Raw genomic sequence first — 21,388 nt, 5'->3', positions numbered from 1 at the left:
GGCCGCTGGTGAAAAGGCGGCCCTTTTTCATTCACTTTGATGAATACTCTTTATTTGTGGCTACTCATCACTGATTGCAGCAGGTAGAGTAGCGAGATGAACGAATTTTTACGCAATCTTGTTCGCGGCGTTGCCGGTATGGCGAGTTTATTTGGCTATTATTTCGGCGGTGTCTGGCTGGCTGAAAAACTTCCGCTGCCTTTGCCGGGTGCGCTGTGTGGCCTTTTGTTACTTTTCTTAACCTGTGCTATCTGCGGTAACGTTCCGCGCTTTATTGAGTACGCGGCCAAGCCGTTGCTGTCGTATCTGGCAGTGTTCTTTATTCCTGCGGTGCTGGGTGCGTGGCACTTTCGCGCATTAATCGTGCAGCAATGGCCAGCGTTACTGTTGTCCGTCGTGGGCAGCACGGTGGTCGCTCTCGCCATCACGGCCGTGGTTGCTCAGCGATGCCAGCCGAAACGTAACGCCTCAGAGGCGCACCATGAACAGCGCTGAGGTTGTTACTCATGCGGCCCTATGGACTGGCATCACTATTGTGTTATTTCTCGGCGCAATGGCGCTGTATCGCAAAACCCATGCACTAGTGCTGCTACACCCATTGCTCGTTACCGTGGTGATATTGTTTGCTGTGCTGCAGGTGGTTGATGTCAGCATTGCTGAGTATCAACAGCACGCCGTGCTGCTCGATTTTCTGCTGGGCCCCGCAACGGTTGCGTTGGCGATTCCGCTATTTCGGCAAATCCAAATAGTCCGTGCGTTGGGTTTGCGTGTCGTGTTTCCCATTCTTGTCGGTGGGGTAGTGGCTCCGCTAATGGCGTGGGCATCGGTCGCTTTGCTGGGAGCGTCGGAGACCCTTCAGATGACCATGCTCGTCAAATCTATCACTACCCCATTGGCGATAGATGTTGCCGTGATCAGTGGCGGTATTCCTGCGTTGGCTGCGGCTATCGTTATTATTACCGGGATCGTCGGCGCGATTGCCGCGCCATGGGTATTTTCACTTTTACAGGTGCAAAACCGCACCGCACAGGGTGTGGCTCTGGGCACCGTGGCCCATGCGGTGGGAACGTCATCAGCATTACACATGCATGAAACCACGGCAGCAATGGCAACTCTAGCGCTGTGCGTTAACGGCGTGTTCACTGCACTGGTGCTGCCACTACTGTTTATTTAGGCCATCTAGACCCTGGTTGTTGATTAAAGAATACGCAAACTATGCCGTTAATTTAAAAGGACTGGCAAATTTAATGCTTTAGTCTAATACTTTAGTCAACCAAGTCGCTTAGCAGTAAGGTACCCAACCCGCGATGTTTTCCGTTTTAATTTGTGACGACTCATTAGTTGCACGTAAGCAGGTTGCTAAATGCTTGCCGCAAGACTGGGAGGTGGCGATCCACTTTGCTAAGCATGGTGGTGAGGCTATTGAAGCTTTGCAGTCGGGCAAAGGGCAACTGCTACTGCTTGACCTCAATATGCCGGTGAAAGACGGTTATGAGACGCTTCGAGCGATTAACGAACATGAGTTAAACACCCAAGTCATCGTGATATCGGGTGACATCCAGCCGGAAGCGCACGAGCGTGTCAAAAAGTTGGGTGCAGTGGATTTCATCAAGAAGCCGGTTAACGCGGCGGTGTTACAGCAAGCACTCACCACACACGGTATTATTGGCGATAAGGCGGCAGAGGAAGCTGCACCCGAACTCGATCCCGATATTCGAGACTGCTATCAGGAGATCACCAACATTGCTATGGGTCAGGCTGGAGACCATCTGGCCCGTATCATGAACGTATTCGTCGAACTCCCCATTCCAAATGTCAATCTTATTGAAGTGTCTGAGCTGCACATGATGCTGTCTGATATCGAGACCCATGAGCAGGTTTCCGCGGTCTGTCAGGGCTTTTTAGGCCCCGGTGTGAGTGGTGAGGCGTTGTGTATTCTATCGGACTCCAGTTTTGGCGACTTTGCGAAAATATTGGAAATAAGCGGTGATGTTGATGATCAATTACAGCTCGAAGTATTAATGGACGCAGCCAGTTTGTTAATTGGCACCTGCTTGGCAGGGTTAGCCAACCAGATGGACTTAATGTTCAGCCAAGGGCATCCGGTGGTGCTCGGTCAGCATCGAAGCGTGTCAGATATTATCGATGCAAATAAGCTTAAGTGGAAACGCACATTGGCGATAGAGTTAAGTTATGGTCTTGAAGGTTACAATGTTCAATGCGACTTGGTGCTGCTGTTTACTGAGGAATCGATGGAAACCATGAATTCCAAACTTGCTCACTTGCTTGAGGATTAAACATGACGAATGCGGCGCTGGACGACTTACTTGAGTTTCATTGGATGATGGACATGTTGCAAACCGTTGATGTTGGCATCGTCGTGCTGGATCGCGAATTCAAAATAAAGGTTTGGAATGGTTTTATGGAAAGTCACAGCGGCTTGTTGCCCAGCGATGTGCGTGATAAAACCTTGTTTTCATTATACCCCAAGATTGAACAAGCTTGGTTCGCGCAAAAGTCGAAACCGGTATTCGAGTTACGCACGCGTGCCTTCATGACGTGGGAACAGCGCCCTTACCTGTTTAAGTTTCCTAATTATCGCCCGATTACCGGTGGTGAAGATTTTATGTATCAAAATATCACGCTGGCGCCGTTAGTATCAGCAACCGGGCAGGTCGATAACATCAGCATGATGATCTACGACGTGACTGATGTGGCAGCCGGGAAAAAAGAGTTTGAATCGTTGCAAGTCAGCGTATCAGAAGCGAAAGAGCGCTCGCGTTAAACATTGGCGTAACCTTTGCTAATTTCCTCGTAGAATTTTGTTGTTAAAGCAGTCTATCCATTTATGCGAATGTCTTTTACCCACACCGCCTATCGCCTGATACTGTTGGTTGTTGTTACCACGTTGTTTTCTTGCGGAGGCGGCGGAGGAGGCGATGACTCGTCGCCAGCACTGGCAGTGAACGCTGGTCTGGACCAAACCGTGGTCGAACAAACCACGGTGTCGCTGAATGGGCAGGTTCAATCAGAATCCGCGTCGTTGGTTTATTCTTGGTCTGCGTCACCGATTGTGACTATCGACCATCCTGATACCGCTGCGGCAGCGGCAACCTTTGTTGCCCCCACAGTAGCCGATCAACAAAGTTATACATTTACGCTGCGCGTCACCGATGCTGAAGGGCGCACTGCTACGGATCAGGTGGTGATCACCGTTGAGCCTGTCAACGACGCGCCCATTGCAGATATCCAACTGACTGCTTGGCCCAATCTTGCAGCGGGGCTCTATCCGGCAGGCGTTACGGTGACGTTGGACGGTAGCGGCAGTATCGACCCTGATAGCACCGAGCAAGACGCTGCGCTTGCCTATCAATGGCAACAGCTTGCCGGTGATGCGGTACTCAGTGGCGTGCCGCGCAACACGGCGCAGTTAACCTTTACAACGCCCATCACCGATAACGCGCAAACGCTGCGCTTTGCGTTGACGGTGACTGATACTGAGCAAGCCGAGGGAAGCCGAGAGATCAGTTTCACGGTTCAAAGCGCAAGTGAGACCTTGCCTACCGTTAATGCCGGTGTGGATCATTTTGTGTTTAGTGGTGAGTCTATTCTACTCGACGGTCAGGCAGAAACGACGGTTCCCGACGCGCTGCCTTTAGCCGTGCGATGGACGAGTGCAGGCTCCAGCTCGGCGGTTATTTCGCAAGGAAATGCATTGCAAACATTTGCTGTGGCACCCCATGTAAGCAATCCCAGCACCATACAATTTACCTTGGCGGTGCGAGATGCGAATGGCAATCAGGTGCAAGACAGTATGACTGTGAATGTGCGCCAGCAGCCGTTGGTGACGCTAAATGACACCGGGGTTGTGCAGCAGGCAACGGATGTCATATTAACCAGCCAACACCGCAATGATTACCCTGGCCAAGATGCACAGCGCGGGCAAGACCGTATTGCTGCGAATGGATTGTTAGAGAAGGCCGGGCGCGGTGCGCAGGGGTTCGATTTCACGCGCCTTAACCAGAACGGTGATGAAGTCGATAACGTGAACTTACCGTGGCGCTGCGTGCGTGACAATGTGACTGGGTACGTGTGGGAAATTAAAACCTCAGGTGCTGACTTGCACTCCAGCGAATACACTTATTCATGGTTCCAAAGCGCCAACAATGGCGGCTTTTCGGGCGACGCCAATGGCGTAGGCACACAGTGCAGTTTAACACAGTGCAATACTGAAGCGTACGTTCAAGCCGTTAATGAAGAGGGCTTGTGCGGGTTTTTTGACTGGCGCTTACCAACGCACGATGAACTCCTATCCATCGTTCACTTTGGGCGTATGACGTCGCCTGCGGTCGACCCGGATTACTTTCCGTTTACTCAGCCCTCGCAAAATGCACAAGGTCCTCTTTGGTATTGGACAGCACAACCTAATGCGGATGGTGTGCAAAATGATATGGCGCGCAGTGCATGGGCAATTGACTTCGATACAGGGCTGGATAACTTTTTGAACAAATCAACGGCTGCCAGAGTCCGTCTGATCCGCGCGGGGAGACCCTAATGAACCGATGCTATCACAAGGCACTTCTGCGGTTTTGTTTGCTTGGCGTGCTGAGTGTTTCCAGCAGCGTGTTTGCACAAACCTGCTTGTCGAACATCGAACCGACAACGCCCTCCGCTGAGTTTGAATCGATCAGTGATAATCAGGTTAAACATCTGCGCACTGGATTGGTGTGGATGCGCTGTGCAATAGGTCAAACTTATGATGGAACGCAGTGCAGTGGTGATGCTCAGCAGATGACATGGGAGCAAGCGCTGCAACTAGCGCATGGCTATCGTTTTGATGATACGCAGGGTTGGCGATTACCGAATATCAAGGAGTTGGCAACGCTAACAGAGCGCAGTTGTGTTCGCCCTGCAATTAACACCGATGTGTTTCCTAATACACCACCCGATGATTTTTGGACGTCTACTCCAGCGGTTACTGACGCCGAGCGAGCCTGGGTTGTTGCTTATTTCAACAGTAGCAATTCGATTAAAGACAAACAGCGTTTTGTTTTTGTTAGACTGGTAAGAACTGCTTTAGCTGATGAGTAATCAAACCCTATGATTTCTGCCGCCGTTGAACGTCTGATTTTCGGTATTTTGCTATTAGCGTGCTTGCAAGTACCAATTTTATCCGAACATTACTTGCAGTATTTGTCAGGCTACTATGCAGCCACACAAACTCAGGTTAAGCGCTTTGAAGCGCTGGCGGCTGAGAATAATTACCCCTCTGTCGAGGCTCTGATTGTCGCGCTGGAGCGCAACACTGAAGCCGTTGTGCGTAACGATGCTGCGGATAAGCGCAGACTGTTAGCCGAACATGCGGCGATTGCTGCTGATATTGAGCGCTTGAAAAACGGACACTATTTTAACCGCTTAGTATTCTTAGCGTCGCCCTCACAATATGACCGCCTTGCCGACGTATTAAAAAATTTCAGGCCAGGTATTCCAATCAACGTGACCGATGTCGCCTTAGCGGCGGGCGTCGCATTAAGCATCAGTCTATTATTGTATCAATTGTTTCACCCACGGCATCGCAAAGCAGGTCGGCAGTCAGTTAGCGATTAATTTTGTTTTCTGGTCTTATCCGCTATTGCAATTTAGCGCCGAAGCACGACACTTCGCGTATGAAACTGCGTACTCTTGCTATTTTAATCGTATTACTCATCGCCTTGCCGTATTCGGCCAGCGCGGGTATGCGCTGTACTATCGATTTCAACTACGGTTTGGTGGTTAATAACAGCCATATCCGTGTGATGGAGGAATCGCGCACCGTTCTGCAAATTAACAATGAAAAGCAGTTGTTTATTGGTGGGCGGCTGGTCCCATTAGACACCCAGCAGGAGCTATTGCTGAAAGAATATGCCGAAGGGCTTCATTATGTTGTGCCCAAGATGATCATCATGGCCACTGAAGGCATCGAGCTCGCCATTGACACTATTGATCAAGTCTATCAGGGGATCGTCGGCGCAGAACATGGTAGCTATGAAAAACTGCAAAAAGCCATGGATCGGGCGCGTGATGAAGTTCGCGACAATTTTCGCCACGCCAGTAATCACTACTTTATCGGTCCCGGCTCGTTAGAACAGGTTGATGACTTTGTTGACCAGCAAATCGAGGCCCAACTAGGCGAAGCGATCAGCACGTCGCTGGGCGGGATATTGTCAGTTATTGGTGGCTTAAACAGCGCTGACGGTAACACCGAAGAGCGTATGCAAGCGCTCTCTGAACGGCTAGAGCAAATGTCTGTCACACTCGACAATGACGTTGGTTCGCGGGCCAACAATCTGCGTGATAAAGCCAAGTGGTTTTGTGCAAAAATCGAAGATCTAAACCGTGTTGAAGAAAAGCTGCACAATACCATTCCAGCCTTTAGTCGCTTTGACGTAATTGTCGAGAACGATTAGCTTTATATCCGGCGCACTGGCTATAACCTACCTTAGACACAGTGCTTCACCGCTATAGAATGAAAGCGAGTTGTTTTAGCGCATTTTTTTATTATATCGCTGCTGGGCGGAGTTGCTTATCCCGATTTTAGATTAATTACTTCACAACTCTTTGATATTGCAGATGCGATGCTGGAAAAATCGAAACGGTATAAAGTCAACTCACTTTAAACAAAATGCTCAAGCAGGGTATTGAGATAACGTCGGCCTAGCGCGGTGACTTGCCAGTGACTTGATGTCTGTGTGAGCAACCCTTTTTGAATACTGCTTTGAAGTGATTTATCGATAACGCTCATCTGTTTTGACGCAGCTGCGATACCGGTCAGTTGTTCCAAAGACTCGATAGGGCAAGGCTCAGTAAGACGGAACCGGTTCATGAAAAACTCAAAGGGTAAGTCATCAGTCGCCACCGGTGTTGCTGAATCGAGATAGTCTCTCCCCAATTGCATGTAGCCACGAGGATGCTTCACTTTGACCGTGCGGTGGATAGAGCCTGTCTTCGTATCAGTGATTTTGCCGTGCGCTCCACAGCCAATGCCAAGGTAATCGCCAAATCGCCAGTAGTTAAGGTTATGCTGGCATTCATGACCGAGCTTGGCGTAGCCGGAAATTTCGTATTGGTGATAGCCCGCAGCCGTTAACCGTTGATGGCCGGACTGCTGGATCTCCCATAGGACATCATCATCAGGCAGTGCAGGTGGCTTTGAATAAAACGGCGTATTAGGTTCCAACGTAAGTTGATACCAGCTTAAATGCGGCGGGTGTTGAGCAATGGCGTTGTCTAAATCATCCAGTGCATTTTGCACGGATTGCTGTGGTAAGCCGTGCATCAAATCCATATTAAAGGAACGCAATTTAGCCTGCTTGGCGTAGTGCGCTGCATTCAATGCTTGTTGGCTGTCGTGTATCCGCCCCAACGCCGATAAATGCTGCTGCTGAAAGCTTTGTACGCCCATTGATATGCGATTAACACCAGCTTGCTTAAAGCCGATGAACCGCTCACTTTCGACCGTACCCGGGTTTGCTTCCAATGTGATTTCTGCCTGTGCGTGAAGCGCGATGCGCTCTCGGATGCCGCGCAACAATGTCTCAATGGATCCCGCGGAAAAGAGGCTGGGTGTGCCGCCGCCGATAAAGATGCTGGTGACTTCTCGGCCCTTGACCCTGGCGGCATCGACGGCTAAGTCATCCAGCAAATGTGCAACGTATTCTTTTTCAGGCAAGCCACTTTTGAGCGTGTGTGAGTTGAAGTCGCAATAAGGGCACTTTTGCACACACCAGGGAATATGCACATAAAGTGATAAAGAAGGGGCAAGCATTGTCAGGCTTTTAATGCGGCAATACGGGGAACCAAAGCAGAGAGTGCTTTTCCGCGGTGGCTGATGCTGTTCTTTTCTAGCTTACTCATTTGCGCAGCCGTCGTACCGCTTTGCGGCACATAGAACACAGGATCATAACCGAACCCCTCCATACCACTGCGCTCCGTGGCAATTTCACCGTACCAACGACCTTCGCAAATCAGCGGCACGGGATCGTCTGCATGCCGCATAAACACCAAACAGCAATAAAAATGGGCAGTTCGCTGTGGGTTGCCATTAAGTGCGCGCAACAACTTGTTAATATTGTCTTCATCGGTGACCTGTTCGCCAGCATCATCCAACGCGTACCGCGAAGAGTAGATGCCTGGTGCGCCACCTAATGCATCGACAACCAAACCCGAATCATCAGCGATGGCGGGTAAACCCGTTTGAGCTGCTGCATGGCGTGCTTTGATGATGGCATTTTCAACAAAGGTCGTGCCCGTTTCAGGCACCGAATCCACTTTCAGCTCAGTTTGCGGCACGATCGAAATCTGATGTTCAGCAAACAACTGAGTAAATTCTTTGACCTTGCCTGAGTTGCCGGTGGCCAGAACCAGTTTATTCAATGATGCGGTCATTTCATTGGTCCTGTTTTGGGCTCTTGCCGCGCGTTTTGCCTTTGACCTTTTTGGCCGAACGTTTTTTGGCTTTGGCCGTCATTTTCTTCTTCACTTTAGACTTAGGCTTTTTAATTAACGCTGGCGCTTTATGTTTCGGCCGCAGCTCTTCAATAACGCGAGCCTTGAACGACTCTTTGGTATATCGGGCAACTTTGCCGACCATGGAAAAATCATGCGCTTCGATGAGCGAAATTGCGATGCCCTTCGCACCTGCTCGACCGGTGCGGCCAATCCGGTGTAGGTAAACATCGGCTTTGCGAGGCATGTCGAAATTAATCACGTGGCTTACATTGGGGACGTCAATGCCGCGCGCAGCAACATCGGTTGCGACCAAAATAGGAACTTGCCCTGATTTAAATTGCGCCATTGCTGCGTTGCGACGGTCTTGCGGCATTTCGCCTTGCAGCCACGCAACTTGAAAACCATCACGCGTTAGCATGTCTTTAATTTGCTGCAATCGCTCACGGGTTTTAACAAATACGATGGCGGTGGTGATTTGTTCGGCGAGAATGTGTTTCAGCAATGCGTACTTGTGTTCAGCGCTATCGGCAAGGTGATACCACTGCAATATTTTTGCTTTTTCTTTGCGCGAGGGCGACGCATCAAGTTCAACAGGCTCGTTTAGCAACGAATCTGCGAATCGGCGGATCCCGCCACCTTCCAGCGTCGCTGAAAACAGCAGTGTCTGCTTACGCCATCGTGCTTCAGCAGCAATCTGATTGACGATGGCTGAAAAACCCATGTCGAGCATTCGATCGGCTTCATCCAGCACGAGCCATTCAATATCACGGCACTCGGCGCTTTCCTTTTCTATGTGCTCAAACAGTCGGCCCGGTGTAGCCACTAATATGTCCAGATTTTGGCTTAGCGTTTCGCGATCCGTGCCGTAGTTGATCCCGCCTGTGATCACGCCGCACACTAAATCGGTGTGTTGTGTCACCGCTTGCGCCTGCTGATAGATTTGCAGCGCCAGTTCGCGAGTAGGAGATAAAATCAATATCCGCGTAGCACCAGGCTGTTTGCGCGGATAATCCAACAGGTACTGACAGGCCGGTAGCAAAAACGCCAGAGTTTTCCCTGTACCGGTGGGCGCGGAGGCAAGCACATCGCGGCCATTCATCGCTTCTGGGATGGCCAGTGACTGGATCGATGTTGGCTTGTTCAGCCCCATAGTGGCAAGCGCGGCACATAGCGCGTCGTCAAGATCTAACTCTTCAAACATAGCAGTGGGTAGTGGTGCATTCATGCGCGAATGATATCATCTGCTGAGCAAAAATAGGTTATCTAATTCGCCTTGAGTTGCGTCTGAATAGCTTTTAATCGAGCTTTTTCCAACTCAGGCTTAATGTGCGCCCCACTAAACCCTTGTTGAATAATGTGTTGTACATCAACCGCTGCAGCGGCGTGCGCTGCTTTTTGGATATCACGCAAGCGATTCGCCGCGTCTGGCTGCAGCATCGTCAAACAGTGAAGAAGGTCATCCAAACGGGTTTGTCGTCGCCAGAGGTCTATGCGATTGAACGATTGAAGCACGTTCTCTGCGCTTGTTTCAGTGTCATCCAGCCAACAGCGGGCTTCTTGCTGCAGAGCGCGAGCTAACCAGGCGCAATCATTGGGTATGCGCAGCATTTCGCTGATCAAAGACGCAGAGTCTTCATACTGCTGTAGCACGTACGACATACACGCAAACCGTTGGGGTAAGGTGGCTTTGAATGACGTAAATTGCGCTTCAATCTTTGCGGCCTTTTCTGCATTAGCACTGCGCCAGCCCGGAAACCAAAATGCCAGACAATCTGTCTGCGCCAGTACATCGAAATAGGTGAAAGGGTGCGGCTCCATCAGTGCGCGCGCTGTTTCCTGCCACACGCGTTCAGCCGCGATGGCTTTTATTTCCGCTTCAACCGCCATGTTACGCATGAGTGCCAGTGTCTCAGCGGCCAGAGTGAAGCCATAACCTTTATAGCGCGCCATAAAACGGGCAACGCGAAAAACGCGTAATGGATCTTCGCTGAAAGCGTTGGAAACGTGACGAAAAACGCGCGCTTCTAAATCCGACTGACCACCGTAGGGATCAATAAGCTGGCCACGCTCATCCATCGCCATTGCGTTGATGGTCAAATCACGACGCTGCAAATCCTGTTCAAGCGTGACATCTGGCGCTGCATGGCATTCAAACCCATGGTATCCATGGCCTTTTTTGCGTTCTGTGCGCGCTAGCGCATACTCTTCTTTTGTCTGTGGATGTAAAAACACGGGAAAATCCTTTCCCACCCGAGTAAATCCCATTTCGAGCATTTGCGTTTCTGTCGCGCCAACCACCACATAGTCACGCTCGGTCACGGGGCGATCCAATAATTGATCTCGTACCGCACCACCGACTAAATACGTTTGCAAAAAAGCGCTTCCCTGAATCCTGAAAAACTTTTGTCAGTGTAGCGCGGCAGGCTTTGACATCCAACTGTCGAGGGGCTAGTTTAAGCGTCGTTGTTTATTCATATAGCGCAGAACATGTACCTGAGTTACTTTGGTTTAAAAGATAATCCATTTTCGATCGCGCCCAACCCCGCGTTTCTTTATATGAGTCCTCGCCATAAAGAGGCTTTAGCGCACCTTACGTTTGGCTTACGTGAAAGTGGTGGTTTTGTGATGCTGACGGGTGAGGTCGGTACGGGAAAGACCACCGTGTCGCGGAAATTGTTGCAACAGTTACCCAACAACACTCAGGTAGCAATGATTTTGAATCCGACCTTGTCTGCTATTGAGTTACTCGCCACCATCTGCGATGAATTAGGCATTTCAGTTGACCAGCAAAGCCCTAGCCTGAAATATTATACTGATGCTATTTTAAAGAAACTGGCAAGCAATCATCAGCAGGGGCGCAACACAGTATTGATAGTCGATGAAGCGCAGCATTTGCTTCCTGAAGTGCTGGAGCAATTGCGACTGTTGACTAATCTTGAGACCAATCGCGAAAAACTACTTAAAGTCGTTTTAATCGGGCAGCCTGAGCTTCAGCAGTTACTCAAACGCAATGAGCTGCGTCAGTTGGCACAGCGCATAACCGCTCGGTATCACCTACTGCCCTTAAATGCAAACGAAGTGGGTGCTTACATCAGCCATCGTTTGCAGGTCGCGGGAGGCGATGGCAGTGTGTTCGACAACGCCACCATTGCCGCAGTATTTCGGATCACCGGTGGCGTGCCGCGGGTGATTAATCTTTTGTGCGATCGTGCACTCACACTGTCATTCACCATGCAAACGCCTGTTGTACGCAAGCATGTGTTTATCGCAGCAGCTAAACAGATACTCGGTGATGATGTCGTCGCACAACGCCGCAGCAAACGATTCGACTACACGCTGGTGATGCTGTTTATCATATCTATTGTCGCAGGTTATGCACTTGGAGGCTTATATGCTTAAAGTGATTAAGATCAGCGAATTGCAGCCAGGTATGATGATCACACAGGTGGTTGAGCAACAGGGTCCGGTCAAGATACGCAAAGTGGGTTTGGTGAAAAGTGCCGATATGGTGACCGGCTTGGCTGAAATGGGTGTGTTAAGTGTTGAGGTGGACACGGAGCAAACCATTGAAATGGAGGCGCCAATCGCAGCCACGTCAATGACGCAGAAACTGTTACAGGGCGAGTATGATCACGCCAGTCAGGTTGATAAGTCACTATCAGAGCAATTCAATCGCAGCTTGTTTCTTCCCTCTGTCAGTGAGTTACCCTCCGCATGGCAAATCTACGCGCGCCAAGTGGGAATGATTTTCGCTGTAGTTCTGATTGGCCTAGCTGTGGGTGTTTCCGGCGCCATTGCGCCTTCGTATATCAGCCAGTACATGAGTGAGGATAGGGCGATTGCGGAGGTTAAAGAGCCTGATGCTGTCGCTGTCGACGAGCCTGAACAACATGCTACAGTGCAAACACCTACCGATACGGCTGCCCAGCCAGCACAGTCGGAACAGGACGTTGTCGCGCAAGTACCTGCGGAACCAACGCCCATTCAAAATTCAGTCTCTGGCGAGGCACCATCGAGTAGTAGCGAAACTGTTCAGGAGCCAGAAGGAGAATTGTTAACACAGGGCAACGACACATCCACCGCACAAGTATCGCCTGAGTTGATGGCGCGGTTTAACAAAGCGTTAGCCGATCTTGAGAATGAGCCAGTTTCTACAGAACCAGAAACCACGGTATCCGTTTATGATGATATTCCGCGTGTCGACCAATTACCCGCACGCACACTGACATTATTGCCGAGTATGGCGTTTTCAGCGCACATGTATGCCTCGTCTCGTGACGCGCGCTGGGTCAGAGTCAACGGGCAGCAACTGTACGAAGGCGAATATATCACGGACGAGGTGCAGCTCATCAATATCGAACCACAGCGGGTCATACTCTCGTTTCGCGGGGATTTATTCTCAATGGCGGCGCTTACCGATTGGTAAGCGCAACAGGCTTTAAGGTACTTGGTGGATAAACACTTCACGGAAGAATTTGGTGAGGTTCATTTTAAACTCGTTCGGACGTACACTGGCCATAATCTCATCATCTGATTTAGCTAAATCGATGCGTTTAATTTCAGTGTGTGCTTGTGTGCGCAGGCTGTAAAAAGCCATCACAACCGGGCTGAGTGGGTCAGTTTTTCCGGCACTACTGACTAACGCTAACTTTTCACTTTTCAGCTTCACCAATGAGCCGACAGGGTGAACGCCAATGCACTTAATGAATTGCTGTACGAGAGTTTGGTCCAAGGTGGTGTCGGTCAACAATTTGCGCAATACGCCCGTCGGGGTCTGACCTTGTTGGTGTTTGCGGTCGGATACCATAGCGTCATAACTGTCAATAATTGCTGCCATACGGGCGTAGGTGGAAATCGACTGCCCCTGTTTGCCAACCGGGTAGCCGCTTCCGTCCATGCGCTCATGGTGATTTTGGATAACATCGCGAGTCACATCCGACAATTCAGCAATTGGTTCGAGCATTTCCAGCCCAGCCTCAACATGCCCTTTCATCAATTGCCAATCCTGCTTTGAAAGCTGACCGTTTTTCTGAAAAACATCCGCAGGAACAGTGGCCATGCCGACATCCATCAATAACGCACCCAAGCTTAAATCCTCAATAAGAGCTTTGTCGAATTCCATGTGGCGAGCAAATAAGCCCATGAGAATTGCGCAACTGACGCTGTGTTCGAGAAGATACTCGTCGGCGTTTTTGATCAGTGTTAAGCAAGTGATGGCATTGGTATTGTCAAAAATCGCATCGATAATCCCCTGACTCACTTGGGTGACTTTTTCGATGTCGGCACCAGAGCCTTTTTGCAACTGATCTACGAATTCGCCTTGGATCATAACGGCGTTGAGGTATAAGTCATTCGCGGCAGACAGCATATCTGAATTTGACTGCTCAGCCGGTTTAGAGGGCGCGCGGCGATCACGTAGCGAGCTTTGCGGCGTCGAGCTTGATTTTGCACTGGTGTCTACTTGGCTTTTAGTAATGTCTATCTCAAGTAATTCAATACCTTTTTGCTTCAACTGTTCGATGGTTGCCTGAGTTTTCACCAGCCCTTTAGAGCGCATTTTCAGCTTGCCAGACTGCTTAAGCACTTGATTAACGTACATGCCCGGCACTAGCTCAGCAATGGAAATCTCTTTTAACATCAATGGTTCCTGTTCACATTTACCCTGAAAGCTTAGCAAAGATTTCCGTTGCTGTTGAGCTAAATTAAACCATAGCAGACGCTAGGCCCAGTGTGACTGTTTCATTTCAAAATCGCTGATGTGAGCTTCTAGTTCAAGCGTCTGACCAATCATGTCCAAACCTTTTATCAGGTTGTGTTTATGTTGTTCGCTGATCGCAAACGAAAACTCATGCACACCAAAGGTCACCGTTTGCGACGGTAAATCGACATTAATCGTTGTTTTTGGGTCAGCATGCACCGCATCAAAGAGGGTATCCATTTGCGTGGTGGAAAGCGCGACCGGCAGCAATTGGTTGTTAATCGCGTTGCCGTAAAATATGTCCGCAAAGCTGGTCGCGATGATGGTTTTAAAGCCATAGTCAGCCAGCGCCCAAGGCGCATGCTCACGACTTGAACCGCAGCCAAAATTTTCACGCGCCAGCAAAATACTGGCGTCTGCATATTCCGGGAAGTTGAGCACAAATTCGGGATTCGGCTCTTTTTCATGCTGATCCAGATAACGCCAGTCATGCAAAAGGTGCTTGCCGTAGCCGGTTCGGGTGACTCCGGTGAGAAATTGTTTAGGGATCAGTTGATCGGTATCTACATTGGCTTGATCCAATGGGCATGCAAAACCAGAGTGGGTTTGAAATCCTGCGTTTTCCATGTCGCTCATGATTTATTTTCCTCATACTGTCGAACATCAGTAAATTTACCATTAAGCGCTGCGGCAGCCGCCATCGCCGGCGAAACCAGATGGGTACGCGCGCCACGACCCTGACGACCTTCGAAGTTACGGTTGCTGGTCGATGCGCAGCGATCCCCAGCGGTTAGCTTGTCATCATTCATGCCTAAACACATTGAGCAGCCAGGCAGTCGCCATTCAAAACCGGCATCCATAAAGACTTGATCAAGCTTTTCCTGTTCCGCTTGCTGTTTTACGGCTGCTGACCCGGGCACGACGATTGCGGTAACACCTGGGGCAACTTTACCGTGTTTGGCAACAACCGCTGCCGCGCGCAGATCTTCAATACGGCTATTGGTACACGAGCCAATAAAAACGTGCGACACGGGCGTGTCGGTTAATTTGTCACCGGGTGTCAATCCCATGTACTTTAATGCCTTGTGAGCGGACTCCCGGGCAATCGAATCGGTTTCGTCGGCAGGCTCGGGAACGGCTGAATTAACACCAATAACCTGACCGGGATTGGTTCCCCAGGTAATCTGAGGTTCGATGTCACTGGCGTCTAGCTCGACGACCTTGTCAAAGCTGGCTTCATCATCGGATTTTAGCCATTCCCAATAGGCAACTGCTTGTTCCCAATGTTCGCCCTTGGGTGCGAGTTCTCGGCCTTTAATGTACTCTACTGTGGTTTGATCCGGCGCTATCAGGCCAGCCTTGGCACCCGCTTCGATGCTCATATTACACACCGTCATGCGCTCTTCCATACTCAGCGAACGGATGGCTTCACCGGCATACTCAATCACGTGCCCGGTTGCGCCAGCGTGACCAATTTTGCCGATGATGGCTAAAATAATATCTTTCGCAGTGACGCCTAAAGGCAGTTTGCCATGCACGTTGATCAACATGGTTTTTGCCTTAGTCTGTTTTAATGTTTGCGTGGCGAGTACATGCTCAACCTGTGATGTTCCAATGCCGAAGGCCAATGCACCGAATGCACCATGTGTGGCGGTATGCGAATCACCGCACACGACTGTCATACCGGGGTGTATTAAGCCGAGCTCCGGGCCCATAACATGCACGATCCCCTGTTTTTGATGGCCTACTGGATATAACGTGATGCCATGCTTTTCGCAGTTTTTTGCGAGCGTTTGTAGCTGCAACTGATTTTCAGGGCCACACGCATCTAATGCCAATGAACGGGTGGATATGGAGTGATCCATGGTACCGATAGTGCGATCGGGTCGACGCACTTTTCGACCTTTTAAATCGAGGCCTGCAAAGGCTTGCGGTGAGGTCACTTCGTGGATCAGATGTCGGTCGATATAGATAAGCGTTTCGTCTTGGTTCTGGTGCACAATATGTGCTTGCCAGATTTTTTCAAATAATGTCGTTGGCATCAGTTAAGTTCTCCCCGCTAAAATGTGGGCCACAATGGCATCGCCAACCTGCTTCGTAGAGCTGGCTTTGTGACGGTTCTCGGCACTGAGTAGCTCGCCGGTTAACACGCCGTCTGATAATGTGCGCACCACGGCGCGATCAATCGCATCCGCAGCGTCATCTTGCTGTAAGCTATACCGCAGCATCATCGACGCGGACAGAATTTGTGCAATAGGGTTGGCAATCCCTTTGCCGGCAATATCCGGCGCTGAACCCCCGGCAGGTTCAAACAATCCAAACCCGCTGGCATTCATGCTTGCTGAGGAAAGTAGCCCCATTGAGCCCGTTAGCATGGCGCATTCATCAGAAATGATATCGCCAAACAAATTCGAGCAGAGCATGACATCAAACTGGGCAGGATCTTTGATCAACTGCATCGTGGCATTGTCAATGTAGATGTGTTCCAGTGTGACGTCGGGATAGTCTTCGGCAACCTCTTCTGTCACTTCGCGCCATAACCGGGAGCAAACCAATACGTTAGCCTTATCTACCGAAGTGACTTTCTTGCGGCGCAATTGAGCTGCTTTAAATGCGCTGTGCGCAATGCGACGAATTTCGGCTTTGCTGTAGCGCATAGTATCAAACGCTTGCATCGCTTCGCCTTCACCTTCCAGCCCTTTGGGCTGCCCAAAATAGATGCCGCTGGTGAGTTCGCGTACGACCAAAACATCGACGCCGCTGGCCGCAATATCCGCGCGCAAGGGACTGAGTGCTTCCAGGCCGGGATAAATTTTAGCCGGACGTAGATTGCTGAATAAATCAAAATGACGTCGTAAGGTTAGCAATGCCGCTCTTTCCGGGCGTTGCTCCAGTGGTAATGAGTCCCATTTTGGCCCCCCGATGGAACCAAAGAGAATCGCATCAGCGGCTTCGCACCCGGCGAGCGTGGCGGCGGGTAGTGCTTCGCCATGCTGATCAATAGCATAGCCGCCTACGGCATACTCGCTACGTTGTACTTCAAGCGAGAAACATGTCTCTATAGCATTTAATACTTTATTTGCTTCAGCCATAACTTCCGGGCCGATCCCATCGCCCGGCAATACCGCAATTTTATACGTGTTCATTCCATACCCTTTAGATTAACGTTTTGTTTTTGCTCGTCTATTTGGTCCGCGAGATAGGTGTTGTTGAGTACATGAATTAAGGCTTTAACGCCAGACTCCACAATATCGGTAGCGAGCCCGATGCCATGAAAACGACGTTTTTTATATTCTGCCACCACACTCACTTGTGCCAATGCATCAGCACCTTCACCTTTAGAGTCTAATTTGAAATCGACAATATCGATTTCATCATGACCCAGTACGCGAATAATCGCGTTGAAGGCCGCGTCGACCGGGCCGTTACCGATGGCCGACTCGGTGACCGGCTCGCCGCCAACATTCAGCGTGACCGTTGCGCTGGGAACAATATCACGGCCCGCGTTGGCGTGTAGATAAACCAACTCGTACTGCGCATGCTCCTGACGCTGTTGATCGAAAAATAAAAGCGCCTCCAAATCATAGTCAAACACCTGACCTTTTTTATCCGCAAGCCGCAAAAACGAGGCATACAAGGTGTCTAAATCATAGTCACTGTCTTTGTAGCCCAACTCGTGTAAGCGATGTTTTATCACGTGACGACCGGAGCGAGAGGTCAGGTTGAGGTGGTTCTTATTAAGACCAACGCTTTCAGGGGTCATGATTTCATAAGTATTTTGTGCTTTCAGCACACCATCCTGATGAATGCCGGAAGAGTGACTGAATGCATTCGCCCCCACAATAGCTTTATTTGCCTGCACCGGCATATTGCACAGTTGACTGACAAGACGTGAAGAACGTGTGATTTCCTGCGTATCAATGGACGTCGTGAAGCCCAGTAAAGATTCTCGTGTTTTCAGTGCCATCACGATTTCTTCCAATGAGCAGTTTCCGGCTCGTTCGCCTATCCCATTGAGCGTACATTCCACCTGTCGTGCGCCGTGCTGAACGGCTGCGAGGGAGTTCGCCACCGCAAGCCCTAAATCGTTATGGCAATGCACCGAGATGATGGCTTTGTCAATATTCGGCACGCGGTTGAACAGAGTCTCTATAATGTCGCCAAATTCGCTGGGTATTGTATACCCAACCGTGTCAGGGATATTGACGGTGGTTGCCCCAGCGTGAATAGCAGCCTCAACCATGCGACATAGATAATCAATGTGGGTTCGACCGGCATCTTCACAGGAAAACTCAACGTCGTCAGTGTAGCGGCGTGCCTGCTTAACAGCAGCAACCGCCATATCAACGATTTCATCCTGCGATTTACGCAGTTTACTGTTCACGTGAATGTCAGACGTGGCAATGAAAGTATGAATACGAAAGCGTTCAGCGACGCTCAATGCTTGGCCACAGGCGTCAATGTCGGCTTCGACAGCGCGGGAAAGGCCGCACACAATCGAGTTCTTCACTGTTTTGGCGATTTGCTGAACGGAGGCAAAATCACCGGGAGAACTGACCGGAAAACCGGCTTCGATAATGTCTACGCCGAGACGTTCAAGCGAGAGTGCGATTTGTAACTTCTCACGAGCGCTCAAACTGGCGGGTAGGGCTTGCTCACCGTCGCGAAGCGTGGTGTCAAAAATTTTAACGTGATCAGTGTCCATTGCGTCTCCATAAAAAAACCCGTGCGGGGCACGGGTTTTTGTGTTTGCGTCTTAGATGCAACCTACCCGTGCAGTCTTGCTGCCAATAGAATGAGTAGGAGTGCGCGGTCTAAAACAATCATCAATAATCTCTTAGGTCGAGTTGGCACTGTACAAACTTACGCCGGCGTAGGCAACCTTTGTTTACAATACGCTATATAACGAATAGTTATATAATGGGTATTTTTTGAATTGGGGTTGGGTAGCGTATTTATATCCCGCATTGAGTTGTGTGATAGAAGGTTTTTGCTGCAAAGGGAAGCCAGCCGCTGGTGCCAATGAACCCGAGTTTTAGGCCACTACTGGATAGCTTGAGTTGAAATAAACAATGAGTTCAGAGCTGTGCATATCTTACCAACCCGAGTTCGAGTTTAAACAAACTGCGGCTTGCCGGTGTAAGTAAACGTTTTCCAGTCGATCAGGGTGCTGAGTAACAACTCCCGTAACGTGAGTGTGCGAGGGGACAAACGGCCCTTGTGATTCCAGCAATGCCCCGCACAGGCCGCTAACATCGTTTTTTTACACGGTTTAACCAGTCTATGAATAACTTTATCCAATGGATTGTGTTGTGAACTTCGCAATACCACTGGCTCGCTGTCTGACTCGTCATTCAGCGGATGGCCAGTAAAACTAAACCAGCCGAAGCGATTTAAGTGAAGTCGATGATTGCCGCTGTCTATTCGGTCGACACAATCCAATTCAAGGTGTTCGTGATCCAGTGACTTCACGCTGACGCACACGGGTAAGCCGACACTGACGTTGTCAGTGAACCAACGATGAGTCTGCTCGTCAGTGATTGCTGTTGCCGGTGATCGGCTAGCCTGCTTTCCTTGCCAACTGCCATTATGTGCATCCACACTTAGGGGGGTCGGGTTTGCGACCAAATATTCTGCCGCGCGTTTAACATGATGGGAAAGCCCACCGAGGCGTCGCTTCATTAACGCTGCCTGCCCAGGCCCTTGCGTGGCAAGGTTCATTAGTTCGCGCTCATACAGGGCATTGCACACATCGGCGAACAATCGCTGCTCACTAATTTGCACAAAAATATCGGATTGCGGTGTGTTATCTGACGTCGACATGATTCCCGCGATAGCGGTATGAACTGATAATCGTGATAGCCTGCCTGACAGACAGGCTATCATCAAGTGGTTTAGCCGGTTTTACTGGCCTTTGATCTCACTACGGCCTTTATAGGGTGCTTTTTCACCCAACTGCTCTTCAATGCGCAACAACTGGTTGTATTTTGCCACCCGGTCAGAACGACACAATGAACCCGTTTTGATCTGTCCTGCTGCGGTGCCAACTGCCAGATCCGCAATGGTCGCATCTTCGGTTTCGCCGCTGCGATGAGAAATGACAGCTGTGTAGCCTGCTACTTTCGCCATTTTAATCGCATCCAGTGTTTCGCTCAGAGAACCGATTTGGTTGAATTTAATCAAAATGCTGTTGCCGACACCATTGTCGATACCGCGCTTGAGAATTTTTGTGTTAGTGACAAACAAGTCGTCGCCAACAAGCTGAACTTTGTCGCCGATTTTTTTAGTTAAGCTACTCCAGCCGTCCCAATCGCTCTCGTCCAAACCATCTTCAATCGAGACAATGGGATAACGCTTAGACAGGTCGGCAAGGTAGTCGCCAAAGCCTTCAGAATCAAACTTCTGACCTTCACCCGCCAAATCGTAAACGTCGTCTTTATAGAATTCAGACGCGGCACAATCCAGCGCAAGTGTGACATCGGTATTCATCGCGTAACCAGCGTTTTCAACCGCTTCTGTAATGACGGTCAGCGCTTCTTCGTTAGAGCCTAAATTCGGTGCAAATCCACCTTCATCGCCGACCGCGGTATTTAATCCTTTTGCGCTCAACACTTTTTTCAGTGAATGAAATATTTCTGCACCCATGCGAAGCGCTTCTGCAAAGTTTTTCGCGCCTACAGGCTGTACCATGAATTCCTGAATGTCCACGTTATTGTCGGCGTGCTCACCGCCATTGATGATGTTCATCATTGGCACTGGCATGGAATATTCGCCTTCTGTGCCATTCAGTTTTGCAATATGTTGATACAAAGGGATATTTTCGTCGTTCGCTTGCGCTTTCGCTACCGCCAGTGACACGGCGAGGATCGCATTGGCTCCCAGCTTTTCCTTATTTTCGGTGCCGTCCAGTTTAAGCATGGTGTTATCAATACCACGTTGGTCGGCAGCGTCCATTCCAGATAGTGCGGGTGCTATATTTTCATTAATGGCGGCAACGGCTTTCAAAACACCTTTGCCAAGATAACGGTTTTTATCGCCATCTCGAAGTTCCAAGGCTTCGCGTGAGCCTGTTGAGGCGCCGGAGGGAGCACACGCACGGCCCATGGCACCGCTAGACAAGTAAACGTCAGCCTCAACGGTTGGATTACCGCGTGAATCAAGTATTTCTCGTCCGACTATTCGACTAATGGTCGTCATGCTGCT

At 50.0% G+C, this 21,388-nt stretch carries 21 protein-coding genes; 10 read left to right on the top strand and 11 right to left on the bottom strand.

From position 1 onward, the window contains the following. The first annotated feature begins 96 nt into the window (after positions 1-96). The 8 genes from KIU71_RS01645 (at position 97) to KIU71_RS01610 (ending at position 6,446) form a co-directional block, all read left to right on the top strand. The gene (locus KIU71_RS01645) at positions 97-495 is read left to right on the top strand and encodes a CidA/LrgA family protein (protein ID WP_214129418.1); all 399 of its coding nucleotides are present in this window, start codon (positions 97-99) and stop codon (positions 493-495) included. Continuing rightward, the gene (locus tag KIU71_RS01640; protein ID WP_214129417.1) at positions 482-1,174 is read left to right on the top strand and encodes an LrgB family protein; all 693 of its coding nucleotides are present in this window, start codon (positions 482-484) and stop codon (positions 1,172-1,174) included. Before KIU71_RS01645 ends, KIU71_RS01640 begins: the two co-directional genes overlap by 14 nt. Before the next feature lie 133 nt (positions 1,175-1,307). Further along, positions 1,308-2,297: a response regulator gene (locus tag KIU71_RS01635; protein WP_214129416.1), complete on the top strand. Its 990-nt coding sequence runs from the start codon at positions 1,308-1,310 to the stop codon at positions 2,295-2,297. A gap of 2 nt (positions 2,298-2,299) precedes the next feature. Then, complete coding sequence (locus KIU71_RS01630; protein ID WP_214129415.1) at positions 2,300-2,785, top strand: PAS domain-containing protein; 486 nt, start codon at positions 2,300-2,302, stop codon at positions 2,783-2,785. Positions 2,786-2,848: 63 nt separating this feature from the next. Beyond that, a complete protein-coding gene (locus KIU71_RS01625) occupies positions 2,849-4,555 on the top strand; it encodes an Lcl C-terminal domain-containing protein (protein WP_250207179.1) in 1,707 nt (568 codons plus the stop codon). Beyond that, on the top strand, positions 4,555-5,091 hold the full coding sequence (locus KIU71_RS01620) for an Lcl C-terminal domain-containing protein (RefSeq protein ID WP_214129414.1): 537 nt from the start codon (positions 4,555-4,557) through the stop codon (positions 5,089-5,091). The genes KIU71_RS01625 and KIU71_RS01620 overlap by 1 nt, the downstream gene beginning before the upstream one ends. Before the next feature lie 9 nt (positions 5,092-5,100). Beyond that, positions 5,101-5,607: a DUF2937 family protein gene (locus KIU71_RS01615; RefSeq protein WP_214129413.1), complete on the top strand. Its 507-nt coding sequence runs from the start codon at positions 5,101-5,103 to the stop codon at positions 5,605-5,607. Between the two features lie 59 nt (positions 5,608-5,666). Beyond that, positions 5,667-6,446 (top strand): DUF2884 family protein, encoded by a 780-nt coding sequence (locus KIU71_RS01610; protein ID WP_214129412.1) that lies wholly within the window; start codon positions 5,667-5,669, stop codon positions 6,444-6,446. A gap of 206 nt (positions 6,447-6,652) precedes the next feature. On the opposite strand, the gene hemW is transcribed toward KIU71_RS01610, so the two are convergent. The 4 genes from hemW to KIU71_RS01590 all read right to left on the bottom strand — a co-directional run bounded on the left by hemW (position 6,653) and on the right by KIU71_RS01590 (position 10,860). Beyond that, positions 6,653-7,804, bottom strand: coding sequence for a radical SAM family heme chaperone HemW (hemW, locus tag KIU71_RS01605; RefSeq protein ID WP_214129411.1), 1,152 nt, complete (start codon positions 7,802-7,804; stop codon positions 6,653-6,655). Between the two features lie 2 nt (positions 7,805-7,806). Next, the gene (rdgB, locus tag KIU71_RS01600) at positions 7,807-8,424 is read right to left on the bottom strand and encodes an RdgB/HAM1 family non-canonical purine NTP pyrophosphatase (RefSeq protein ID WP_214129410.1); all 618 of its coding nucleotides are present in this window, start codon (positions 8,422-8,424) and stop codon (positions 7,807-7,809) included. 1 nt (position 8,425) lies between these two features. Next, on the bottom strand, positions 8,426-9,688 hold the full coding sequence (gene srmB, locus KIU71_RS01595) for an ATP-dependent RNA helicase SrmB (protein ID WP_214129711.1): 1,263 nt from the start codon (positions 9,686-9,688) through the stop codon (positions 8,426-8,428). 62 nt (positions 9,689-9,750) lie between these two features. Then, positions 9,751-10,860 (bottom strand): hypothetical protein, encoded by a 1,110-nt coding sequence (locus KIU71_RS01590; protein WP_214129409.1) that lies wholly within the window; start codon positions 10,858-10,860, stop codon positions 9,751-9,753. 114 nt (positions 10,861-10,974) lie between these two features. On the opposite strand from KIU71_RS01590, the gene KIU71_RS01585 reads away from it, so the two are divergent. Further along, positions 10,975-11,886 carry an ExeA family protein gene (locus KIU71_RS01585; protein ID WP_214129408.1) on the top strand — a complete coding sequence of 304 codons (912 nt, stop codon included), beginning with the start codon at positions 10,975-10,977 and terminating at the stop codon, positions 11,884-11,886. Further along, positions 11,879-12,913: a general secretion pathway protein GspB gene (locus KIU71_RS01580; RefSeq protein ID WP_214129407.1), complete on the top strand. Its 1,035-nt coding sequence runs from the start codon at positions 11,879-11,881 to the stop codon at positions 12,911-12,913. The genes KIU71_RS01585 and KIU71_RS01580 overlap by 8 nt, the downstream gene beginning before the upstream one ends. A gap of 12 nt (positions 12,914-12,925) precedes the next feature. Here KIU71_RS01580 and KIU71_RS01575 read toward each other — a convergent pair whose 3' ends face one another. The 7 genes from KIU71_RS01575 to eno all read right to left on the bottom strand — a co-directional run bounded on the left by KIU71_RS01575 (position 12,926) and on the right by eno (position 21,382). Next, positions 12,926-14,125 (bottom strand): HD-GYP domain-containing protein, encoded by a 1,200-nt coding sequence (locus tag KIU71_RS01575; protein WP_214129406.1) that lies wholly within the window; start codon positions 14,123-14,125, stop codon positions 12,926-12,928. Positions 14,126-14,206: 81 nt separating this feature from the next. Beyond that, positions 14,207-14,821, bottom strand: coding sequence for a 3-isopropylmalate dehydratase small subunit (gene leuD, locus KIU71_RS01570; RefSeq protein ID WP_390881756.1), 615 nt, complete (start codon positions 14,819-14,821; stop codon positions 14,207-14,209). Beyond that, positions 14,818-16,227: a 3-isopropylmalate dehydratase large subunit gene (gene leuC / locus KIU71_RS01565; RefSeq protein ID WP_214129405.1), complete on the bottom strand. Its 1,410-nt coding sequence runs from the start codon at positions 16,225-16,227 to the stop codon at positions 14,818-14,820. Before leuC ends, leuD begins: the two co-directional genes overlap by 4 nt. Positions 16,228-16,230: 3 nt before the next feature. Next, positions 16,231-17,331 (bottom strand): 3-isopropylmalate dehydrogenase, encoded by a 1,101-nt coding sequence (gene leuB, locus KIU71_RS01560; RefSeq protein WP_214129404.1) that lies wholly within the window; start codon positions 17,329-17,331, stop codon positions 16,231-16,233. Further along, positions 17,328-18,890 carry a 2-isopropylmalate synthase gene (gene leuA / locus KIU71_RS01555; RefSeq protein WP_214129403.1) on the bottom strand — a complete coding sequence of 521 codons (1,563 nt, stop codon included), beginning with the start codon at positions 18,888-18,890 and terminating at the stop codon, positions 17,328-17,330. The genes leuB and leuA overlap by 4 nt, the downstream gene beginning before the upstream one ends. A 410-nt stretch (positions 18,891-19,300) precedes the next feature. Further along, entirely contained in the window at positions 19,301-20,008 is a 708-nt protein-coding gene (locus tag KIU71_RS01550; RefSeq protein WP_214129402.1) for a hypothetical protein, read from the bottom strand. An 81-nt stretch (positions 20,009-20,089) separates the two neighbouring features. Further along, a complete protein-coding gene (eno, locus tag KIU71_RS01545) occupies positions 20,090-21,382 on the bottom strand; it encodes a phosphopyruvate hydratase (RefSeq protein WP_214129401.1) in 1,293 nt (430 codons plus the stop codon). Positions 21,383-21,388: the final 6 nt, after the last annotated feature.

The sequence above is a fragment of the Alteromonas oceanisediminis genome (assembly GCF_018474025.1).
In the GTDB taxonomy this organism is placed as follows: domain Bacteria; phylum Pseudomonadota; class Gammaproteobacteria; order Enterobacterales; family Alteromonadaceae; genus Alteromonas_E; species Alteromonas_E oceanisediminis.
The sequence above is the reverse complement of the archived record's forward strand: the minus strand, read 5'-3'. Positions and strand labels throughout refer to the sequence as shown.

What these genes read in the sequence shown, in the direction of transcription:
- KIU71_RS01645 (WP_214129418.1), top strand. Translation starts at nt 97, where the DNA reads ATGAACGAATTTTTACGCAATCTTGTTCGCGGCGTTGCCGGTATGGCG.
- KIU71_RS01640 (WP_214129417.1), top strand. Translation starts at nt 482, where the DNA reads ATGAACAGCGCTGAGGTTGTTACTCATGCGGCCCTATGGACTGGCATC.
- KIU71_RS01635 (WP_214129416.1), top strand. Translation starts at nt 1,308, where the DNA reads ATGTTTTCCGTTTTAATTTGTGACGACTCATTAGTTGCACGTAAGCAG.
- KIU71_RS01630 (WP_214129415.1), top strand. Translation starts at nt 2,300, where the DNA reads ATGACGAATGCGGCGCTGGACGACTTACTTGAGTTTCATTGGATGATG.
- KIU71_RS01625 (WP_250207179.1), top strand. Translation starts at nt 2,849, where the DNA reads ATGCGAATGTCTTTTACCCACACCGCCTATCGCCTGATACTGTTGGTT.
- KIU71_RS01620 (WP_214129414.1), top strand. Translation starts at nt 4,555, where the DNA reads ATGAACCGATGCTATCACAAGGCACTTCTGCGGTTTTGTTTGCTTGGC.
- KIU71_RS01615 (WP_214129413.1), top strand. Translation starts at nt 5,101, where the DNA reads ATGATTTCTGCCGCCGTTGAACGTCTGATTTTCGGTATTTTGCTATTA.
- KIU71_RS01610 (WP_214129412.1), top strand. Translation starts at nt 5,667, where the DNA reads ATGAAACTGCGTACTCTTGCTATTTTAATCGTATTACTCATCGCCTTG.
- hemW (WP_214129411.1), bottom strand. Translation starts at nt 7,804, where the DNA reads ATGCTTGCCCCTTCTTTATCACTTTATGTGCATATTCCCTGGTGTGTG.
- rdgB (WP_214129410.1), bottom strand. Translation starts at nt 8,424, where the DNA reads ATGACCGCATCATTGAATAAACTGGTTCTGGCCACCGGCAACTCAGGC.
- srmB (WP_214129711.1), bottom strand. Translation starts at nt 9,688, where the DNA reads ATGTTTGAAGAGTTAGATCTTGACGACGCGCTATGTGCCGCGCTTGCC.
- KIU71_RS01585 (WP_214129408.1), top strand. Translation starts at nt 10,975, where the DNA reads ATGTACCTGAGTTACTTTGGTTTAAAAGATAATCCATTTTCGATCGCG.
- KIU71_RS01580 (WP_214129407.1), top strand. Translation starts at nt 11,879, where the DNA reads ATGCTTAAAGTGATTAAGATCAGCGAATTGCAGCCAGGTATGATGATC.
- KIU71_RS01575 (WP_214129406.1), bottom strand. Translation starts at nt 14,125, where the DNA reads ATGTTAAAAGAGATTTCCATTGCTGAGCTAGTGCCGGGCATGTACGTT.
- leuD (WP_390881756.1), bottom strand. Translation starts at nt 14,821, where the DNA reads ATGAGCGACATGGAAAACGCAGGATTTCAAACCCACTCTGGTTTTGCA.
- leuC (WP_214129405.1), bottom strand. Translation starts at nt 16,227, where the DNA reads ATGCCAACGACATTATTTGAAAAAATCTGGCAAGCACATATTGTGCAC.
- leuB (WP_214129404.1), bottom strand. Translation starts at nt 17,331, where the DNA reads ATGAACACGTATAAAATTGCGGTATTGCCGGGCGATGGGATCGGCCCG.
- leuA (WP_214129403.1), bottom strand. Translation starts at nt 18,890, where the DNA reads ATGGACACTGATCACGTTAAAATTTTTGACACCACGCTTCGCGACGGT.
- KIU71_RS01550 (WP_214129402.1), bottom strand. Translation starts at nt 20,008, where the DNA reads ATGTCGACGTCAGATAACACACCGCAATCCGATATTTTTGTGCAAATT.
- eno (WP_214129401.1), bottom strand. Translation starts at nt 21,382, where the DNA reads ATGACGACCATTAGTCGAATAGTCGGACGAGAAATACTTGATTCACGC.